General features: G+C 34.2%; 13 protein-coding genes. 6 read left to right on the forward strand and 7 right to left on the reverse strand.

Translation table 11 applies throughout. The features are described 5' to 3' along the window. Positions 1 to 26 precede the first annotated feature (26 nt). Positions 27 to 1,487 (reverse strand): aminoacyl-histidine dipeptidase, encoded by a 1,461-nt coding sequence (locus JS605_RS00245; protein WP_203255705.1) that lies wholly within the window; start codon positions 1,485 to 1,487, stop codon positions 27 to 29. Between the two features lie 193 nt (positions 1,488 to 1,680). Between JS605_RS00245 and JS605_RS00250 the strand changes: the two genes are divergently transcribed. Beyond that, entirely contained in the window at positions 1,681 to 2,748 is a 1,068-nt protein-coding gene (locus tag JS605_RS00250; protein WP_203255706.1) for a DUF3810 domain-containing protein, read from the forward strand. A 19-nt stretch (positions 2,749 to 2,767) separates the two neighbouring features. On the opposite strand, the gene JS605_RS00255 is transcribed toward JS605_RS00250, so the two are convergent. After that, the gene (locus JS605_RS00255) at positions 2,768 to 3,556 is read right to left on the reverse strand and encodes a DUF6503 family protein (protein ID WP_203255707.1); all 789 of its coding nucleotides are present in this window, start codon (positions 3,554 to 3,556) and stop codon (positions 2,768 to 2,770) included. Positions 3,557 to 3,664: 108 nt separating this feature from the next. Next, positions 3,665 to 5,737: a T9SS type A sorting domain-containing protein gene (locus JS605_RS00260; RefSeq protein ID WP_203255708.1), complete on the reverse strand. Its 2,073-nt coding sequence runs from the start codon at positions 5,735 to 5,737 to the stop codon at positions 3,665 to 3,667. A gap of 39 nt (positions 5,738 to 5,776) precedes the next feature. On the opposite strand from JS605_RS00260, the gene JS605_RS00265 reads away from it, so the two are divergent. Both JS605_RS00265 and JS605_RS00270 read left to right on the forward strand, forming a co-directional pair. Then, positions 5,777 to 6,577 carry a TrmH family RNA methyltransferase gene (locus JS605_RS00265; RefSeq protein ID WP_203255709.1) on the forward strand — a complete coding sequence of 267 codons (801 nt, stop codon included), beginning with the start codon at positions 5,777 to 5,779 and terminating at the stop codon, positions 6,575 to 6,577. 5 nt (positions 6,578 to 6,582) lie between these two features. Further along, positions 6,583 to 7,815, forward strand: coding sequence for a M48 family metallopeptidase (locus tag JS605_RS00270; RefSeq protein WP_203255710.1), 1,233 nt, complete (start codon positions 6,583 to 6,585; stop codon positions 7,813 to 7,815). 14 nt (positions 7,816 to 7,829) lie between these two features. Here the strand turns inward: JS605_RS00270 and JS605_RS00275 are convergent, their stop codons facing one another. Beyond that, positions 7,830 to 9,983: a TonB-dependent receptor gene (locus JS605_RS00275; RefSeq protein WP_203255711.1), complete on the reverse strand. Its 2,154-nt coding sequence runs from the start codon at positions 9,981 to 9,983 to the stop codon at positions 7,830 to 7,832. A gap of 491 nt (positions 9,984 to 10,474) precedes the next feature. Here JS605_RS00275 and JS605_RS00280 point away from each other — a divergent pair, with 491 nt between their 5' ends. Continuing rightward, positions 10,475 to 10,969 carry an RNA polymerase sigma factor gene (locus JS605_RS00280; protein WP_203255712.1) on the forward strand — a complete coding sequence of 165 codons (495 nt, stop codon included), beginning with the start codon at positions 10,475 to 10,477 and terminating at the stop codon, positions 10,967 to 10,969. A 4-nt stretch (positions 10,970 to 10,973) separates the two neighbouring features. Then, positions 10,974 to 11,588, forward strand: a complete 615-nt coding sequence (locus JS605_RS00285; protein WP_203255713.1) for a hypothetical protein — start codon at positions 10,974 to 10,976, stop codon at positions 11,586 to 11,588. 130 nt (positions 11,589 to 11,718) lie between these two features. On the opposite strand, the gene JS605_RS00290 is transcribed toward JS605_RS00285, so the two are convergent. After that, positions 11,719 to 12,294, reverse strand: a complete 576-nt coding sequence (locus tag JS605_RS00290) for a pseudouridine synthase (protein WP_203255714.1) — start codon at positions 12,292 to 12,294, stop codon at positions 11,719 to 11,721. Next, the gene (locus JS605_RS00295) at positions 12,284 to 14,581 is read right to left on the reverse strand and encodes a type IA DNA topoisomerase (protein WP_203255715.1); all 2,298 of its coding nucleotides are present in this window, start codon (positions 14,579 to 14,581) and stop codon (positions 12,284 to 12,286) included. The genes JS605_RS00290 and JS605_RS00295 overlap by 11 nt, the downstream gene beginning before the upstream one ends. A 203-nt stretch (positions 14,582 to 14,784) precedes the next feature. Here JS605_RS00295 and JS605_RS00300 point away from each other — a divergent pair, with 203 nt between their 5' ends. Beyond that, entirely contained in the window at positions 14,785 to 15,891 is a 1,107-nt protein-coding gene (locus tag JS605_RS00300) for a WD40 repeat domain-containing protein (RefSeq protein ID WP_203255716.1), read from the forward strand. A 262-nt stretch (positions 15,892 to 16,153) separates the two neighbouring features. On the opposite strand, the gene JS605_RS00305 is transcribed toward JS605_RS00300, so the two are convergent. Beyond that, a complete protein-coding gene (locus JS605_RS00305; RefSeq protein ID WP_203255717.1) occupies positions 16,154 to 20,242 on the reverse strand; it encodes a T9SS type B sorting domain-containing protein in 4,089 nt (1,362 codons plus the stop codon). Positions 20,243 to 20,279: the final 37 nt, after the last annotated feature.

Genomic DNA, 20,279 nt, shown 5'->3' on the forward strand with positions numbered 1-20,279 from the left:
GCTTAAATGCTAACTATAAATACATATCACTCCTCTGGAATATGCTTTAAAATCTCCAACACAAACCTCCAGTATTTTTGTACCGAAGAAATTTGGGCACGTTCTTCTGGGGAATGCGCACCTTTTATATTGGGTCCAAAACTTATCATATCCATATCTGGATAGTTTTGACCTAAGATACCACATTCTAAACCTGCATGACAGGCTGCTACATGTGGCTTTTCTCCATTTAAATCTTCGTATAACGTGGTCATTAATTTTAGAATGGCAGAATCCATATTAGGTGTCCACCCTGGATAATCGCCCGAAAATTCCACTTCGCAACCAGTGAGCTCGAACGTTGCCCTTAAGCTATTTGCCAAATCTAGTTTTGAACTTTCCACCGATGAACGGGTTAAACATCCTACTTTTATCTTACCGTCTTTTACAATAACCCTTGCTATATTATTTGAAGTCTCTACAAGTTCTGGAATATCTGCACTCATACGATACACACCATTTAAAGCTGCATACATGGCTCTGGTAAATCCTTCTTGCACACCTAAATCTATAATATGCTTTGGTGTATCGCATTTAGTAATCTTAATTACCAAATCGGGTTCCATGGTTTTGTATTCGGTTTTAATAGTTGTTGACAGCGCTTTTAGTTGGGCTATGAAATCATCTTCATGAACAGCATCTATGGCAACCACTGCCCTGCTTTCCCTTGGAATTGCATTTCGCAAACTGCCTCCATCTATCTCTGAGATTCGCAATCCAAATTTTTCAAAACCATCAAACAATAAACGGTTCATTATTTTATTGGCATTTCCCAACCCTTCATGGATTTGCATCCCAGAATGCCCACCTTGCAAGCCTTTTACATTAATTGCAAAACCTATTTTAAACTCTGGGGTTTCTTCTTCCTCATAAGTTCTAGTTGCGGTAACATCTATACCTCCTGCACAACCTACCCCTATTTCATCATCTTCCTCGGTATCAAGGTTTAGCAATATACCGCCAGTAAGCACCCCTCCTTTTAAGCCCATAGCCCCTGTCATCCCTGTTTCTTCATCTATGGTAAATAGTGCTTCTATGGCTGGATGGGGTATATCTTTACTTTCTAAAACTGCCATTATTGTTGCCACACCTAATCCGTTATCTGCTCCTAAAGTAGTGCCTTGTGCTTTTACCCAATCGCCGTCTATATACATAGCGATGCCCTGGGTATCAAAATCAAAAACAGTATCGTTGTTTTTTTGATGCACCATATCCAAATGTGATTGCATTACCACTGTAGTCCTATGTTCCATCCCAGGCGTTGCTGGTTTCTTTATAATAACATTGCCTACCTCATCCTCTAATGTTTCTAAACCAAGATTTTTACCAAAATCTTTCATAAAAGCTATGACACGTTCTTCTTTTTTTGATGCTCTCGGTACTGCGTTTAAATCGGCAAATTTATTCCAAAGTACTTGGGGTTCTAACTGTCTAATTTCTTTACTCATAGTTAAATTTATAGTGCACTTCAAAGATAGCAAAAATGCTACGACGTTAGCAGTTACTCCTGATTGCAGTGACATCCTTTTTTTAAGACACGAAAAAAAAGACCTACCGGCAGACAGGTATAACGGAAAGCAGAAAGAAGCTTTAGTTAACATACACAAAGGCTGCAGTACAAATTTTTAGTATTTTTGAGTTATGCTGAAAAGGAAAAAACTCGTACTTGCTTTAGCTTTAATTCCGCAGGTTTTAACTGTAAAACTTTTAGCTAGAAACCCAACTTTTGTTGAACGTTTTTATAGTGAAGGGTTATACCCCTATATTTCTAAATTGTTTAGATTTGTTTTAGGTTGGCTGCCTTTTTCTTTTGGCGATTTGGTATATGGGCTTGGTGGGTTTTACATGTGTTGGTGGCTAGTAAAACACAGGAAGCGTATAGTAAGTGATCTTAAACATTGGCTCGTGGATGTTTTCGCTGCGGTATCCCTTATATATTTTACGTTTCATTTGTTTTGGGGTTTAAATTATTACAGGCTACCCTTACATAAAAATTTAGGTTTAAATGCAGAGTACACCACCGAAAAACTGGTAAAAGCGACTAACGGACTCATTTCTATTTCTAATGATTTGCATGCAGAGATTACACATAACGATACGTTACCCGTAACTGTGCCCTACGACAAAAAAACAGTGTTTGGGTTGATACCTAAAGGGTATGAAAATTTAAAAACGACGTTCCACGATCTGGAATACTACCCAGAGAGTGCTAAACAATCTCTATTCAGTTATCCGTTAACCTATATGGGGTTTAGCGGATACTTAAATCCACTTACCAATGAGGCCCAAGTAAATGGGCGGATTCCCATGTATAAATTCCCAACGACTGCTGCTCACGAGATGGCACACCAGTTAGGATATGCTGCCGAAAATGAGGCTAATTTTATTGGCTTTATGGCTGCTTCCAGTAATGATGATATTTACATTAGGTATTGCGGTTACATCTTTGGGTTACGATTTTGCCTAAATGAAATTTATAGACGGGATCCTTGCCTTTTTGAAGATATAGTTGCCGATGTAAACAAAGGAATACTAAAAAACTACGAGGAATCCCGAAAGTTTTGGGAGGCTCACGAAAACCCTTTTGAGCCCTTTTTTAAACTGTTTTATGGTAATTTTTTAAGAGCTAATAACCAAGCCAAAGGTATGGAGAGCTATAGTTATGTTGTGGCGCTGTTAGTAAATTACTTGGAAACAGAAAACCTGTAATTTTAATATTTAGCAACGATTATTCTATAAGTGTTGCACCTTCTGGGATTTCAAAAATTTGTGGTACTGGACGCTCCTCTGTTAACTTGATATCCGTGAATTTTAAATCGTTGCGCTTTTGGGTTGGTTTGTTATTTTCATAGTTATACCAAGTTAAGGTTTCTGGTAAAACTAGACCATTAATAGTTTGCCAATTACTATATTTTATAAAATGAAATTCTTTGCTTTTTTCTTTTGAAAAAAAGGTAACGGTATAGCCCAACCATTCCATTTTATAGGTTTCTGGGTTGTAGTACAAGATATATTCGTCTTCTGGAGATTCTCCAACACCTGCTTCGTAAGCTATTTTTATTCCAAGATAGGTTTTACCCTCTAAAATCAATGGCTCTGTATCTTGATATATAACACCATCATCCCCAAAAATAAATGGCATAGCATAAAAATAGAACATTAAATTATAATAAAATTTTGCATTGCCTTTATATTGAGTGGTATCTTTATGTTTTAACCAAACTGATTTACCATTAAATCCAATAGTATGCTTAGGCATTTCAATAAGCGACTTTCTGTTTTTTAAATCGGTTGTAGTTACCTCATTACCATTTGGTTTTTCCATGGTAAAGGTTAAACCTTGCATCTTATTCCATGTATCTATTCCGCCATGTGCATCAAAAACTTTGGTAATATTTTCTGGGTAAATAGATGTGGTTACATCTAGTTGTTCTTCAGCGTATTTAGAAGTTTCCTTTTTATCACTTTTACATGAGGTTAATACAACTAATACTATTAAGAGTATACGTGTTATCATTTTATTGGTTTTAGCTTATTGTTGGTTTGTCGAAGTTAAGAGGTTTTAATTACAGTAAAGCCCCAGATGTATTCTGAGGCTTTGGGAAATTTAGTTTTATAGTAACAGTTACCTAATTATTAGTTTTTTAATATCTTCTGAAACACCGCTATTTACCTTTAAAAAATATAGTCCGGTATCTAATTGCGATACATCAAGTTTTATTTTAGATGGTGCGACATTTGAAACCCTTTTTATGAGCTTACCTTGAATATCACAGATGCTTATTTGTTTTGGGTTACCTATATACTTATTAAACCCTAATTCCACAAAACCATGTGCTGGGTTTGGAGACATAGAGAATAATGTGTTCACATTTGAGTAAACGGATAATGTGGTTGTAAACTCAGTCTCAAATGTGTTTGTAATTACTGCAGGGTTAAAGTCGAAATAAATCTCTGCTGTATTTGGTATAATATCCCCTACGCTATAACCAGCTGTGGGTTTAATTTTATAGTAAACGTAACCATGACTGTTGGGTTCGTCCATATCTTCACTGGGTAGATGAATATTATCAAACTGCCAATTAAGTTGATTATCAATTCTTGTAAACACATTATCATGGCTAGAACTTAACATTTTAATGGTAGATTTATCTAATCTAGAATCTAGAGTATTATCAATAGAAACATTTATGGCATCAGCAGTTCCCACATTTTGAAACCTCACGGTGTAATATAGATAATCATCAGCAGTAAAACTGCTATGTACTATTTCTGGTCCGTGAGATTCTAGAATATCATTGGGGTCATAGGAACCAATAACAACCTCTGATAATTCGGTATAATTATTATCCATATTTACATCACTACCTGTGTATCGCGCCTTATTAGTTAAAACAGTTCCTAGCGGTGTAGGAATAGGAACTTTCATATCCACACGAACCCTCTCATAAGAATTGGGTTGCAAATTTGTAAAATTTAAGTTGAATCCATTTGCGGTATTTGTTACTGAATTCCCTGCATTAACAAAACTTACACCATTTAAACTTAGTGTTGCATCTATGGTAAATTCTACTGTACCCGATGAAATGGTTTCAATACCTTTATTTTCAACAACTAAATAGTTTTTGTAATCAAACCCTGGTCTGGGAGGCACATTAGAGACTAAATAGATAGCAATGTCTCCACATTCAATTATTTTGGTAACTGGAAAATTATAGTTTACAATATTGCCTTTTGCTACATTAATATTATCATAACTATCTACCGTTAAGTTATAGCAGTTTTCAAATTCTTCAAAAATACTGTAGCTTATATCAAAAACATCGCTATTTTCATCACTGATGATTTTAAAATTACCGTTTGAAGCATATAAATGTCGTGTAATGCCGTCATTGTTCTTAACATATGTCAGTACACCGTTTAAAAAGTTAAATTCATCATTATCGAAAATTCCGTTTTCGTCTTTGTCATAAAATGCATTAATTTCTATGACGCCCGTAGCATCACAATCCCTAACAATCAAATCAAAGCTTGTAATTGAATAACAACCTGTGTCATAATGCTCTACTCTCACATAAATAGTTTGAACGGCAGGCATATTATTAGTATAATTTGTTGAATTAACAATAACATCATTATTAGTTTCAGCCCCCTCCATTGTCTCATGTAACGTAACTCCAACATCTGTTAATCCTCCTCCAACAATTTCTGGTATTTTAGTAGTTAAATCAAACACCTCAATACCGTCTTTTGACTCATCATCACATTTTTCAAAAGAAGTAGGTTGATTTATTGATGGTCCTATTAAGATTTCAATTGTACCGTTACGGTAAAGAACATCTGTTGTAAAACCTTCAGGTATTTTTTTATTGGCTCTAAAATAAATTTCAAAATCTTTTGAAGAATTCCTGAAAGATTCCGGGTTCCCTATTGGATTTACCTCATTCATCATATCACTTTCGTTTAGGTAATATGTAATAGAATGATAATCTTCTTCCATAACCGAATTTTGAGCTGCCAGACAAAACATTTGAAAAGGTAATACTTCTCTCAGATTTATAACCATTATCCCATCACCTCCAATATCATCACAAATCTTTATATCTAGAAATCCACAAGGTGGTGGCGGACTTTCTACTTGAGCAAATAATGAAAATGAAAAAAGAGTTGCAAAAAAGAAAAGTAAAGCTGGTTTCATAGTTTATAGTAAATTTGCACAAACAAAGTTAGTAAAGATTTGCCTTCAACAACGATAACAAGTACACAAAACCAATTTATCCGACAACTTGTACAACTACGAGATAAGTCAAGAGAACGTAAAAAAACAGGCACTTTCTTAATTGAAGGCAAGCGTGAGATTGCTTTAGCTATCAAAGGCAATTACAAGCTAGAAACCGTTTTGTTTTACCCTGATTTGTGTACTGTAGAGCAATTAAGCGGTTTAATAAACCATGAGGTTAATATTATTGAAATTTCTAAGGATGTCTATAAAAAATTGGCATATCGTGACACGACCGAAGGTGTATTAGCTGTAGCAAAAGCTAAAGCAAATACACTAGAAAATTTAAATTTCCGTACTGAAACCCCTTTAATTTTAGTGGCTGAAGCTCCTGAAAAACCTGGCAATATTGGTGCGCTTTTAAGAACCGCTGATGCCGCACATGTTGATGCTGTAATTATTGCTAATCCAAAAACCGACTTGTACAACCCTAACATTATACGTTCTAGTGTTGGGTGCCTTTTTACCAATACTATTGCCACTGGAAGCACTACTGAGATTATAGACTTTTTAAAATCTAAGCACATCAATATTTACTGTGCCGCCTTACAAGCATCAGAGCATTACTATTTACAAAATTTTACAGCGCCTACAGCTATTATTGTAGGTACAGAAGCCACAGGACTGAGTGATGAATGGCTTGAGAATTCAACCCAAAATATCATTATTCCCATGCAAGGCGAGATTGATTCTATGAATGTTTCAGTTGCTGCTGGAATTCTTATTTTTGAGGCCAAAAGACAACGAGATTTTAAATAGAGAGTATGAACGCAACAACAGTATTCTACATTATAATAGGAATAATAATTATCAACTTTATAGTAGATAAAATACTAGATGCTTTAAACGCGAAACATTTTAATGATGAGCTTCCTGAAGATTTACAAGATGTGTATGATGATACTGAATATAAGAAATCTCAAAACTATAAAGCCACCAAATATAGATTCGGAATCATAACCTCTGTTTTTTCTATTATACTAACCTTGGGGTTTTTATGGTTTGACGGATTTGAGTTTGTTGACAATATTGCGAGAGGTTACAGCGATAATGCCATTGTGATAGCCTTGATTTTCTTCGGGATAATAATGATAGGGAGCGATATTTTAACAACGCCATTTTCATATTACAGTACTTTTGTTATCGAAGAAAAGTTTGGTTTTAATAAAACCACAAAAAAAACATTTGTATTAGATAAAATTAAAGGCTGGTTTATGATGGTTGTTATAGGCGGAGGTATTTTAGCCCTAATTATCTGGTTTTATCAAGCTGCTGGTACACACTTTTGGTTATACGCTTGGGCTTTAATAGCGGCATTTACTTTGTTTATGAACATGTTTTACTCTAAACTTATAGTACCATTATTCAATAAACAATCGCCCTTAGAGGAGGGAAGTTTACGCGATAAAATTGCTGCATATGCCAAAACCGTTGGCTTTAAACTTGATAAAATTTTTGTAATAGACGGTTCCAAGCGTAGTACAAAAGCCAATGCTTATTTTTCTGGTTTTGGGAGTGAAAAACGAGTAACACTCTACGACACACTGATTAATGATCTAGACAATGAAGAAATCGTAGCTGTACTGGCACATGAAGTGGGACACTATAAAAAGAAGCATATTATTTTTAACCTATTTGCTTCTATTTTATTAACGGGGCTTACACTTTATATCTTATCACTATTTATTTCCAACCCTATGCTGTCTCAAGCCTTAGGTGTAGAGATACCTAGCTTCCATATTGGATTAATTGCTTTCGGACTCCTGTATGCGCCTATTTCTGAAATCACAGGACTGATTATGAATGTATTTTCTAGGAAATTTGAATATCAAGCGGACAATTATGCTAAAAATACGTACAAGGCCGAACCTTTAATTACTTCTCTAAAAAAGCTATCTAAAAATAGCTTAAGCAATTTAACACCACATCCTGCGTATGTATTTATGCATTACTCGCACCCTACACTATTGCAACGAATCAGAAATTTGAAACAGTAAAACATACAGTTAACTTATAAGTTATCCAACTGATTGCTAGTTTTATCCTCGCTAATAGTCCAAAAGAATCCTACGAAAAAGAATTGATCTAAAGCAGGGCGTAAGGCGCGACGATTAAAATTACCATTCATGTCAGGTGTATTAGCATACTGATAACCGTTTATATTTTTAAACCCTAAAACATTGTTTACTGAGGCATACAGTATTTTTTGTGGACTTATTAAATAGGCCCAATTCACACTTAAACTATTAAAAGATTTTGTTTTTTCATTTAAAAATCCCGGTCTGTTTGGATTTGTATAAGTTCTTCCAGATGCATGTGCATAACTAAACCCTACTTGACTTCTCCAATCATCTATCCAATACTTAGTTACAGCTGAGAAGTTATGCGTATTAGCAAAATTAGGCTGTGCAAGTTCTGGAAAGTTACCATCATTACGTTTGGTGTCTAAAAACGAATAACTCAACCAATAATCTAAATTCTTTATACTTTTACTATCCCTCCAGAAAAAATCAATCCCTCTTGCAAATCCAGATCCAGTGCTACTAAAGTTGCTATCAAAACTTGGAAAAACACCATCAAACTTTGCTAAACTATTATAGTCTTTATAATAGGCTTCCGCTCTAAATATTTTTTTATCAGCATTGTATTGATAGTTCAAAATATAATGTTTAGCATTTGCAGGTTCAAAATCTTGATGGAATTTCAACACATTACTGTCTGGGTTTTGGTAAAAATCGCCATAAGCCAAAGACAACTGACTTTTATCTGATATTTTATATGCCATAGTTGCCCTTGGCAATAAAGTAAAATTACTAAACAACTCACTGTATTCTGCTCTTAACCCAGTTTTAAAAGCTAAGTTTTTAGATATAAATATATCTGCTTCTGCAAATGCCGCTGCAATATTATTTTTAAATCCATATTGAATGTTATCAATAAAATCATCATTATACTCCTCTTTAAAATCGGTTTTAAAATATTCCGCACCAAAATATAGTTTCAATCGGTTACTAATTCTATTCTTGAATTTCAATTTAGAATGCACTGATGTTTCAGTATCTCTAATAGCTCTGTCCCCAAAATTCAATTTGTTTTTCGCATTTGTAAAACTAAATCCGGTTTGCATACTCCAAGTATCATTAATTTTACCACTATACGATCCATTTAAGTAGAAGTTATTGTTATTTAACTTTATGTATTGCCCATCTGGTAGATTAATATCCTCCTGCGTCAATTCAAAACTACTTGTATCAAAAGCACCATAAAGTTTAAACAAGCCATTGTTTGTTTTTCTTCTGTAAACTGCTTCTCCAGAAGCGGTTTCAAAAGGCTTAATAAAATTATTTCTGTTGGGAAAAATAGCATTATAAGGTGCCAAATTAATATATGACGCATTAACACTCACTGAACTTTTCTCCCACTTTTGAGTATTCCCTAAAGTAGCACCTACACTCATAATGCCAATATCTGTTTTCTCTTGGTCTGGTTCATCTATAGTATTCAAGAGTAGCACACTGGATAAAGCTTGACCATACTCTGCAGAATAGCCTCCAGTTGAGAATGTAATACCATCAAATAAAAATGGGGAGTAACGGCCTCGTGTGGGCGCATTATTAGTGGTTGGCGTGTATGGTGTAAACACACGAATACCGTCAATAAAAATTTGAGTTTCGTTAGCATTTCCTCCACGAACAAACAAGCGACCATCTTCAGCCACAGTAGTTGTACCTGGGAGTGTTTGCAAAGCACCAACAAAATCCCCTAATGCGCTAGCCGTAGTAACTACATCTAATGGTTTTAAAACATTTACTTTACTATTGTCGCCTGCTGAAAATGTGCCTGCGGATAATACTACAGAATCCAAAGTGTTTACATCATCCTTAAGTGTAATAGCTATATTTTTCATAAACGATATATCGCCTACCATTGTATAAGTTTCATAAGATAAAAACGAAACAACTAGCGTTTGGGTTCCAGTTTCCGATGTAGAAAATAAAAACGTCCCATTCTCATTAGTAGTTCCACCGTCATAAGTACCTTCTAAATACACATTAGCACCAACAATAGGTTGTTTTTTAAAATTAGTTACCGTGCCACTTATTTGGGTTTGCCCATAAAACAGCATCGTAAAACATAGCATTGAAACAGATATAAAAATTTTCATTTACTACAAATTTTGATATGATTATTGATGCAAATTTGCAGCAGAAGGCGTCATTTAAAAATTGATAATTACCGAACTGTATATTTTTTAAGATGAATTGTATTTTTAATAGTTTGAGCATGAAAGTGACACTGAATTACAGATAGTGTGAAATCACAAATAAGCGAATAAAATAATAAAGCTTTTTTTAAAACCTTGATACTATTTTTTCCTTATATTAGCCTTAAGTACTTCCGTAAAAACCACTTAATACAGTTAAAACAACCATAATAGATTTTCTCTATACATGATTTACAAATAACTAGTAATCAATCATTAAAACACTACTACATAAACTTACAATTAAAATATAAACACATTACAGAAAAACTTATCTATAACTTCTAAAAAGAGCATCTACCCATCCTAAAAAACAATATAAAAAAGTTAGCTACCAGTGTAACAAATGATAAATAAAAGCTACTTATAGTATAACTAAACCATCAAAATATTTGAATACAGAACTGGAACATAGCTTTGTTGAATTATTAGAAAAGCATCAAAATATCATTCATAAAGTGTGTAGATTATACACTAATAATTATGATGCGCATAATGATTTATTTCAAGAAATAACCATTCAACTTTGGAAAGCCTACCCAAAGTTTCGTGGAGATGCTAAGTTTAGTACCTGGATGTATCGTGTTGGATTAAATACAGCAATTACTTTGTATAGAAAATCTAAACGTCGTATTTCAACTCAAGATTTTGAAGGTGTAGCATTTAAGATGAAAGCAGAGGAGTATGATGATACAGAAGAGGAACAATTAAAGTTAATGTATAAGGCAGTTCATAAACTAAATGATATTGAAAAAGCACTTGTTTTTTTGTATTTAGAAGACAAAGATTATAGGGAAATAAGTGAAACACTTGGTATTAGCGAAGTAAATGCGCGAGTGAAAATGAATAGAACTAAAACTAAACTAAGAAAAATATTAAATCCGTAAACCTATGGATGGACTAGATTTATTAAAGAAAGATTGGGACAAAAGCGAGAGCAAATACCCTAAACTTTCGTACGACGAAATTTATAAGATGATACTTAAAAAGTCATCTTCTATAGTTAAATGGATATATTATATCAGTTTAATTGAACTAAGTCTTGGACTTATACTAATCATTTTAAATCCAACATTTGAAAATAAAATCGAATACCCAAAATGGCTAGACACCTTCTCTTACTTAGTATTTCCAGTAGCGCTTTACTTCATTTATCTTTTCTACACAAATTACAAAAAAATTAATGCAACTGATAGTGCCAAGGTATTAATGCAAAATATTCTAAGAACAAGAAAATGCGTTCGGTATTATATTATATTTAATTTATTTTTTGGAGGTGTATTTTTTGCAGTAGCTAGTTTTATTGGCTATACACAATTACAAGGAGGAATAGACGCTTTTAACGAAGCCACAGGTTTAACTGAATATATTATAGTTATTTTAGTAATCCTTTTAATAACAGTCCTATTTCTAGGTATCATTTTTGCCATCTATTATTTACTTTATGGTATATTATTAAGACGATTAAAACACAATTACAAAGAGCTTAAAAAATTAGAAGATTAATAGGTTAATACTTCGGGCGTTACCCAAGGGTTGCGCTATCCGTTACTAGTTTTGGTTTCCCGCAATAGCGGGACCAAAAGCTAACCACTACTATCGCTAACGCGGTTTTGGCATTTATAAATACATTGAATTAAACATTAAGAACATCAACGGCTTTTACATGACCAACTTCCATAGTTCCTAATTGAATGTTACCAACCCTTACACGCACCAATCGCAATGTTGGAAATCCAACAGCAGATGTCATCTTTCGCACTTGCCTAAACTTCCCTTCATTTAAGGTTATAGATATCCAAGACACAGGGCCATGTCTCATATCCCTTATCTTTTTGGAACGTTCAGGTAAATCGGGTACCTTTTTTAATTTAAATACTTTACAGGCTTTGGTTTTGTATTTCTTACCATCAAATCCTATTTCCACACCTTGTTGTAATTGTATTATAGCATCTTCTGTAATATCCCCATCCACCAAAGCATAGTATTCCTTATCAACCTTCTTACTGTTAATGTAATCGCTTAGTTTCCCATCAGTAGTAAGCAATAGCAGGCCTTCCGATTTTTCATCTAATCTGCCAATAGCCATAATACCTTCTGGAAAATCATACAAACCACCTAAAAATCGTTTGGATTGCTGTTTGGAATCCTTGCTCATAAATTGGCTTAGGTATCCGTAAGGTTTGTAGATAATAAAATGTTTATGTTTCACTAAAAACTGAAGCGTTTAATATTTTAGAAATCAAAGCTTTTGTTGGTTTTTGTCCATTTATTTTCCGCCTAACAACATCAAACAACACCTTAAAATCACAACCTGATTTATAGTTAGAGCAACCATATGCTGTTTTACCTTTTATAATGGTTCCAGTTTTACATTTAGGACATAAAAGCATGTCCTTTTCTTGTGTTTTCGGTGCTTCTTTAGATTGCAAAACAAGACGAAAATCAGCATCAAAACACACCGAACCCTCTACAGTTTTATCAGCTACCTTAAAGCCTTTTAAATTTACCGTAGCACCTTTTTGAAGCAGTCTTATAAATTGTTTTTCTGAAATTTTCTTCCCTTTAAATTTAAAGGGCATCACAAAATCACACCCTGCTTTGTATGCACTACAGCCAAAGGCAGACTTCCCTTTTATAACATTCCCATTTTTACATTTTGGACATTGTTGTGTTGTTATCTCCGCTTTTGTTTTAGCCTTAGCCGCTCTCTTTTTTTGGTTGGTCGCATACGAAATATTGGCACGTTTCGCTTCACTTCTTACCTCATACACCAAGGCATCTACCATACGCTTCATGTTTTTTATAAACGCTCCAGCACTATAGCCTCCCTTCTCTATATCTTTTAATTGCTTTTCCCATTTTCCGGTAAGTTCTGCAGATTTTAACAAATCATTATTAATGGTTTCAATCAGCTGAATACCTGTTTCCGTAGGCAACACCTGTTTCTTATTACGTTTTATATATTTTCGCTTAAACAAGGTTTCTATAATGTTGGCACGGGTAGATGGCCTACCTATACCATTTTCTTTCATTACATCTCGCAACGCTTCATCATCTACTTGTTTCCCTGCCGTCTCCATAGCCCTTAACAACGAAGCTTCTGTAAACTGATTGGGTGGCTTGGTTTGCTTTTCTAAAAACGTTGGTTCGTGTGGTCCCTTTTCGCCTTTTTCAAAAGTTGGTAAAATCCCTGATTCCTTCTCTCTTTTATTAGGATTTTCAAAAACAACACGCCAGCCTTTTTCTAAAATTTCTTTCCCTGTGGTTTTAAACACAACGTCTGCAGCACTTCCCAACACCGTTGTATTGGCCACTATACAATCATCATAAAACACCGCAATAAAGCGTTTTACAATAATATCATATACCTGTTGCTGATTGTACTGTAACGTCGTTTGCAGCCCTGTAGGTATAATAGCATGATGATCCGTCACTTTTTTATCATTAAAAACCTTAGAAGATTTTTTGATCTTCTTACCAAGAATTGGTTGTGTTAATTGCGTAAAATTCGTCAGCTTTTTTAATATGGTTGGTACCTTGGGATAAATATCTGTTGGTAAAAACGTGGTATCCACTCTGGGATAAGTCACTACTTTACGCTCGTACAGCGCTTGCACAATTTTTAGGGTTTCATCTGCTGAAAACCCAAACTTTGTATTGCAATACACTTGAAGCCCTGTTAAATCAAAAAGTTTTGGCGCATATTCTTTCCCCTTCTTTTTAGTGATAGATTGAATTATAAAATCACTTTCTTTTACCTTATTTGCTAAGGCTTCTCCATCTTCCTTTTTTAAAAACCGGCCTTCTTCATAACTAAACAAGGTTTCTCTGTACAAGGTTTGCAGTTCCCAATATGGCTGTGGTTTAAAGTTTTCAATTGCTTTAAAACGATTTACCACCATAGCCAGAGTTGGTGTTTGCACACGCCCAACTGACAATACTTGTTTGTAACCACCATGCTTTACGGTATACAATCTTGTGGCGTTAATACCTAGCAGCCAATCACCAATAGCTCTGGAAAACCCTGCATAGTATAAATTATCGTAATCTGATGCTGGTTTTAGGTTATTAAAACCTTCTTTTATAGCTTCTGTAGTTAATGATGAAATCCATAAACGTTTTACCTCTCCCTTATACTTGGCTTCATTCATTACCCAACGCTGTATCAATTCTCCTTCTTGTCCTGCATCGCCACAGTTTATAATAAGCTCAGCTTTTTCAAATAAACCTTTTACTATGTTGAATTGTTTTTGAATCCCTGAGTTGGAGGACACTTTGGTTTCAAACTTTTCGGGGAGCATGGGTAAATTGTTTAAATCCCAACTTTTCCAGTATGGTTTATAATCTACAGGTTCTTTAAGCGTACATAAATGCCCAAAGGTGTAGGTTACGGCATAACCATTACCCTCAAAATAGCCATCGCGTTTGGTATTTGCACCTAATACAGCAGCAATTTCTCTAGCAACACTTGGCTTTTCGGCAATACAGACTTTCACTTATTTACAACTCTATTTTAAAATGCAAAGTAGAAATTTTAGTAACTATTAAAAAAGCGAGTTATTAGGAGTTATTAACGGGTTTTGAGCTTCTTGACTTTATCAGAAAAAAATGATAACTTCGTTTATCGGACGATATAGTCATTAAAACGTGACCATATCTAACCTTGGGCACAAGCACACAATCAACTACATAATAGAAGATGAAAAAAACTTTATTATTATTTTTTTTTTGCAGTCATATTTACTCCCAAAACTATAAAAAAGAAAAGAATTTACATAAACACTCAGCAGAAATAAATTCTATTACAACAACTAATGATTTTTTTGCTACATCAAGTTCTGATAAGTCAGTTATCGTTTGGAATTATAAAGGAAAAAAAATATATGAATATAAAATCAAAGAAGGAAAAATTAATACTCTGAAATTTATTCCAAAATCTAATATACTATTAGTTGCAACAACTGAAAAAAAGAATAAAAAAAATAAAAAATATTTTCTAAAAAGCATTGATATTAAAGGAAATTTATTGAAAGTATTTATTGACTCTACTTTATCACAACCTTATGTTGATTCTTTATTTTTATCAAATAATAAAGGTGTTTTAAAAGCTACATCTTCAATTAACAACAAATTTACTTCTTTAAATGTATGGAAATCATTAAACATTCCTAGTGCAAAAAATGGGTTATCACATTCAGAATATATTCAGAGTATTTCAATCTCACCTAACAATAATCTTATTGCAACAATTGATTATTATAGAAATTTAAAAATTTGGGATTTAAATGGAAACATTATTTATAAAAGCAAGATTTTCAATAACAAAAAAAGAACTAATATTTTCTTTATTTCAAATACAACATTGTTTATAACTCCAAATATTACTCTGAATTTTGAATTAAATAACTTGAAAAAAATTGAAGGCTATGAGAATTTTATGACTACTCCCTTAAACACTAAGCTTTATTGCTATTTTGATTATCATTTTCCAACTGAGAATGAAAAAATATTAGACATTAAATCAGGTTCAGTAAACTTTATAGATTCTAAAAATATTTACTCTATAAAAACAGTTACCTCTAAGAAATACTTTGTGAATCTTGGTGCTGATAGAATAGTAAGGGTAAGATCTGAAAATGGAAAAATGTTAACATCTTTTGGAAAAACTAAAAAAGAATCAACTTTTTTAGGTAAAAAAGCTTTAATTAAATATAGTGATATAACTGAAATTGGTATTTCTCCTAATAGTGATTATATTATTTCAGGTACAAAATCAGGAAAAATAACAATTTGGAGAAAACAATAGCCAGTACCCAACAAGGTATAAACCTCATTGCATTTGGCTTACTTTTAGCTTGAAAACGAAGCAACAAGGCTCATACAGAGACGATAAACAAACCTCCCCAGAAATACATCACTTTGGCTCTTAAAATATAAGTTTGCAAGCACACTCGCGTTAGGCATTACAGCGGCATCCTTTTATTTATGTATTAATAAGACTGGCTTGTAATTTTACACTGTAATTATATTATAGATTCCTGCCTACGCAGGAATGACAAAACAAAAAACTACCTGATTAAACTAAAATGTCCCCGGAAGGTTTGTGTAGCACCAGCTTCATCTACTAAATTTACCACATACCAATAATCATTCGTAGCAAGTAACCGTCCATTTAATGTACCATTCCAACCTCCATTTTCGGGTTTAAATTGTTTTATCAACTTACCAAATCTGTTATAAATAAAGACTGTTGTATTTTTAAGATAAATATCGCTTAAACCTCTTATATTCCATGTATCATTGATGCTATCTCCATTGGGTGTAAAAAACTTAGGAAAGCCCATTACAAATACCTCTACATCAACTGTACCGCAACCGTTTTTATCCCTTACATAAACGGTATGCATTCCAGCTAAAATATTACGAAAAACAGGAGCGTCTTGATATGTTCCAAGCTCATCATCTAAAGCAAACTCATAGTCCCCAATACCTATACCAGAAGTATCGATGGTTATGGTATTATTATCTGATAGATCAATTACGGTTACGTCCTCAATAGTTATACTTGAAATTTCGGATGTTTTAAGTTCATAAAAAACTTGTTCAGACTCACAATTTTCTTGTGAAGTTGCAAGGACACTATAGACACCTTCAGAAATTGCTGTCGCTGTATTTGAATTACTTATTGTATTACCGTCTGGATCTTTCCACACATAAGTAAAGTCTGTATTACTAGCATTTACAGTCAAAAGTGTTACTGGTAATCCGTTTAAACAAAATATCTCGCTTTGTTCTATTTCAAATTCTGGTCTTGGGTGTACTGTTAAAAGTAAATGCGGACCAATTCCAAAACAGTTTCCATTATCATTATTTTCTACTCTAACATACAAGGTTTCCGAAAAAGGCGTTTGATTTTGGTAGTTTAAAGTATTGGCAATCTCATTCTCCTCTAATTGAGCGTCTACTGCTGTATAATAATAATGAACGCTTAGGTTTTGACCTGTTGGAAATTGATTTATAAAATTAGCAGAAATTGTCGTTAAATCAAACTCTGTTTTACCATCAATAGCTGCATCTACATCACATGTCTCGAATTCATAAATATAGTCTGATGGAAATGATGTTGTAGATGCTTCCAAGTTTATTGTGACTAGACTGGAACATTCAGTATCAGCAAATTCAACTCTTGCATAAATGGTATTTGCTGTTTGATTATTAAAAGGTAATACCTCGATACCAGCAAGCCTTTGTTCTGCTTCAGTAATTGTTAAATGAAAAGTAATATTAAGTTCATTTAAATCTTCAGTTGTTATTATCGAATTAACTTCATTTAAATTAAAATCTGTAAATCCATCCAGATTACCATCTTCGTCACAATTTCTATATGTTACCACAGGCTCCACAACAGGAACTTGATTTACTACCACCAGAAATTCAATACGCTCCCCTTCTAAACATCCGTTATCAGATGCTAGGGCAAAATAACTTTTTGCAGTATTGATCACTGGAGTTGTAAATGCATTACCAACAAAAACAGGTGTAGAAGCATCTATACTTTCAAACCAAAGTACTTGCCCTGAGGAAGGTGTGGCCTCTAGGTTAATGCTTTGAGCTCCACACACCACAGTGGGCTCAACTGGGCTTATTATACGTGGAAAACTAATTTTAGTACTCGCAGAAATATTTACTATTGGATCTCCAGGCATACCGCCATATTCTACAATATAACCTTGAGGATGAAAATCGCTAAAGGGATCTGCATCTCCTGCTAAGGGTAAATCATTCCATGATCCTAGTGTTCCAATATTAGGGGCTGTAATATGTGCGTAATCTTCATTCCCACCAAAGTTATTAGGCTCGCTGGTATTCCAATTCGCATAGTTTGGAGAAGTACCATTAATACCTCCATTCCAAAACACAGTTCCTGCTTCAGGCCCAGTTACCCATTGCCAAACACCTTCAGTTGCTGCATCATTTCCCCCAATCCAGCCAGCACCAGCTGCTTGTTCTCCAGTTAATTGTGCTTCTTCAGGAGACGTAATGGTTGCTAAATAGCCTTGAAGCCCAAAATATGTTCTAGAGGCTGCTGCAGATCGCGCTTCTGCCCACGTAATTCCAAAATCTGGAATATATTCATAATAATGCCCTGTGGTGGGTAAAAAGTTAGCATCGCCAATGGTAAAAGAGAATATTTTATCAACTTTATCCGTATTGGGAGTAGCACTATAAACGACATCTCTCACAGCAGCGATTAAATCAGTATACGGTATAATTGCGCTGGCTGTTGCACTAAAAAATGAAAGCTTCGCTTGTACAGGATCCCAACTATGAGTAATATTGGGATGATTCCCAGTTAAAAGTAAAACATCTTCATCAAAGGTGTAGCCTTCAGAAATTTGAATAAAAAAGGCTTCAATCCCTGTATCATCAGGATCTACAATATCAAAATCTGTGGCTATGCTCATCGGGGTTCCTAAACAATAACTCTGATCTCCTGTTGCAGTAATTTCTGGGGGTATATTGGTTTGCGCACAGTTGTGCATGCTAAGGTCTATTATTTTTGTTTCAATACAACCATCTGAAAAATAGGTTGTGCCATTATAAACACCTACGTTTTGTGAGGATAAACTATTTATAAACGGATTTTGCTCACTACTTGTAAACCCGTTAGGTCCAGACCAACTATAACTTTGCCCTTCTACTGTACTTAGTTGTACCATTTCGCCTTTACAAACCAAAAGCTCACTAAATGTAGGGGCAATATTTACTGGGGTGTCAATGTTACCGATATCTATGTTAACTATCCAATAATCATTACTTCCTTGACTATTTTCAGTTTTTTCTCCAGATATATCGGACATACTATCACCCCCAAGAACATAGCTACCGTCATCTAATTGTACCATCGCTTCTAAACTGTCACTGCCATAACCTCCAATTGTTTTATCAAACTCAATATTACCATATTTATCTAATTTCACAATCCAATAGTCTGTTATACAACACCTTGCTATTGAGCCTGGATCCAATCTGGAATCTTCTGTTTTATATCCTGAAACATTCGAAACAGAGGAACCTCCCAATAAAAAGCCTTCATCTTGGGTTTCAACAACATCGCTAAACCATTCATATTTATCTCCTCCTATAGTTTTATCCCATAGAATGTTGCCTTCATTATCAATTTTAACCACCCAACCATCAGAAGAGTTACAGATAGAGTTTTCTGTTTTATCGCCTGACATATTAGACTCAGATCTTCCTAATGCTAAAAAATTTCCATCGGATGTCGCAATAATTTCACGAGGACTATCTGTTGTCGCACCACCAATATTACGTTGCCAAACGATATTACCTAGACTGTCTATTTTTGTAATCCAAAAATCAGTTCCCCCAATGTTTTCTACAGTTTTATCATTAGAAATACTTGAATTCGACTCTGCCAATATTATAAAGCCATTATCGCTTGTTTTATCCACAGAAATCCCCGTATCACTATAATTACCAACAATAGATTTTTGCCATTCTTCATTTCCCGATGCGTCAATTTTTATTATTAAAATATCAGTACCACTAGCGCCTCCTGAAACAACTGAACCTACCATTAAATATCCACCATCATGCGTCTCTACCATGTCTAACACTGAATCACTTTTAGCACTGCCATGAGTTTTATCCCATACCACAGTACCATATGCATCCAACTTTACCAACCATATATCACTCGCTCCCAAAGGGCTAGCAGTTCGTTCTCCCGACACAAAGTTAGATGTGGCTACACTACTTCCCACCAATAGATACCCTCCATCTGCAGTTTGTTTTATACCTCTAAGACTATCTGACCAAGCACCGCCAATGGTCTTTTCCCATAGAATCCCACCTGTACTTTTATTGATTTTCATAATCCAAAAATCTTGATAGCCTCCTCTTTCTTCACTAAATAAAGGAGGATCTGGAATTCGTCTATTCTCCTGTGTTTTATCGCCCGAAATACCAGAATATGAAGTACCCCCTATAATAAGATTACCATCATGAGTTTTTTCCATTACCCATAAAACCTCAATAGAATCTCCACCAATGGTATTTTGCCACTTTATAACTTGTGCGTTTACACCAAGTATAACGAAGAATAGTAATAATATGGCCAGACACTTATTCATGCTCATTTTTTAAGATACTAAAGATAACAAAATATAG

Origin of the sequence: Hyunsoonleella ulvae (assembly GCF_016827605.1) — a bacterium.
GTDB classification, from domain to species: domain Bacteria; phylum Bacteroidota; class Bacteroidia; order Flavobacteriales; family Flavobacteriaceae; genus Jejuia; species Jejuia ulvae.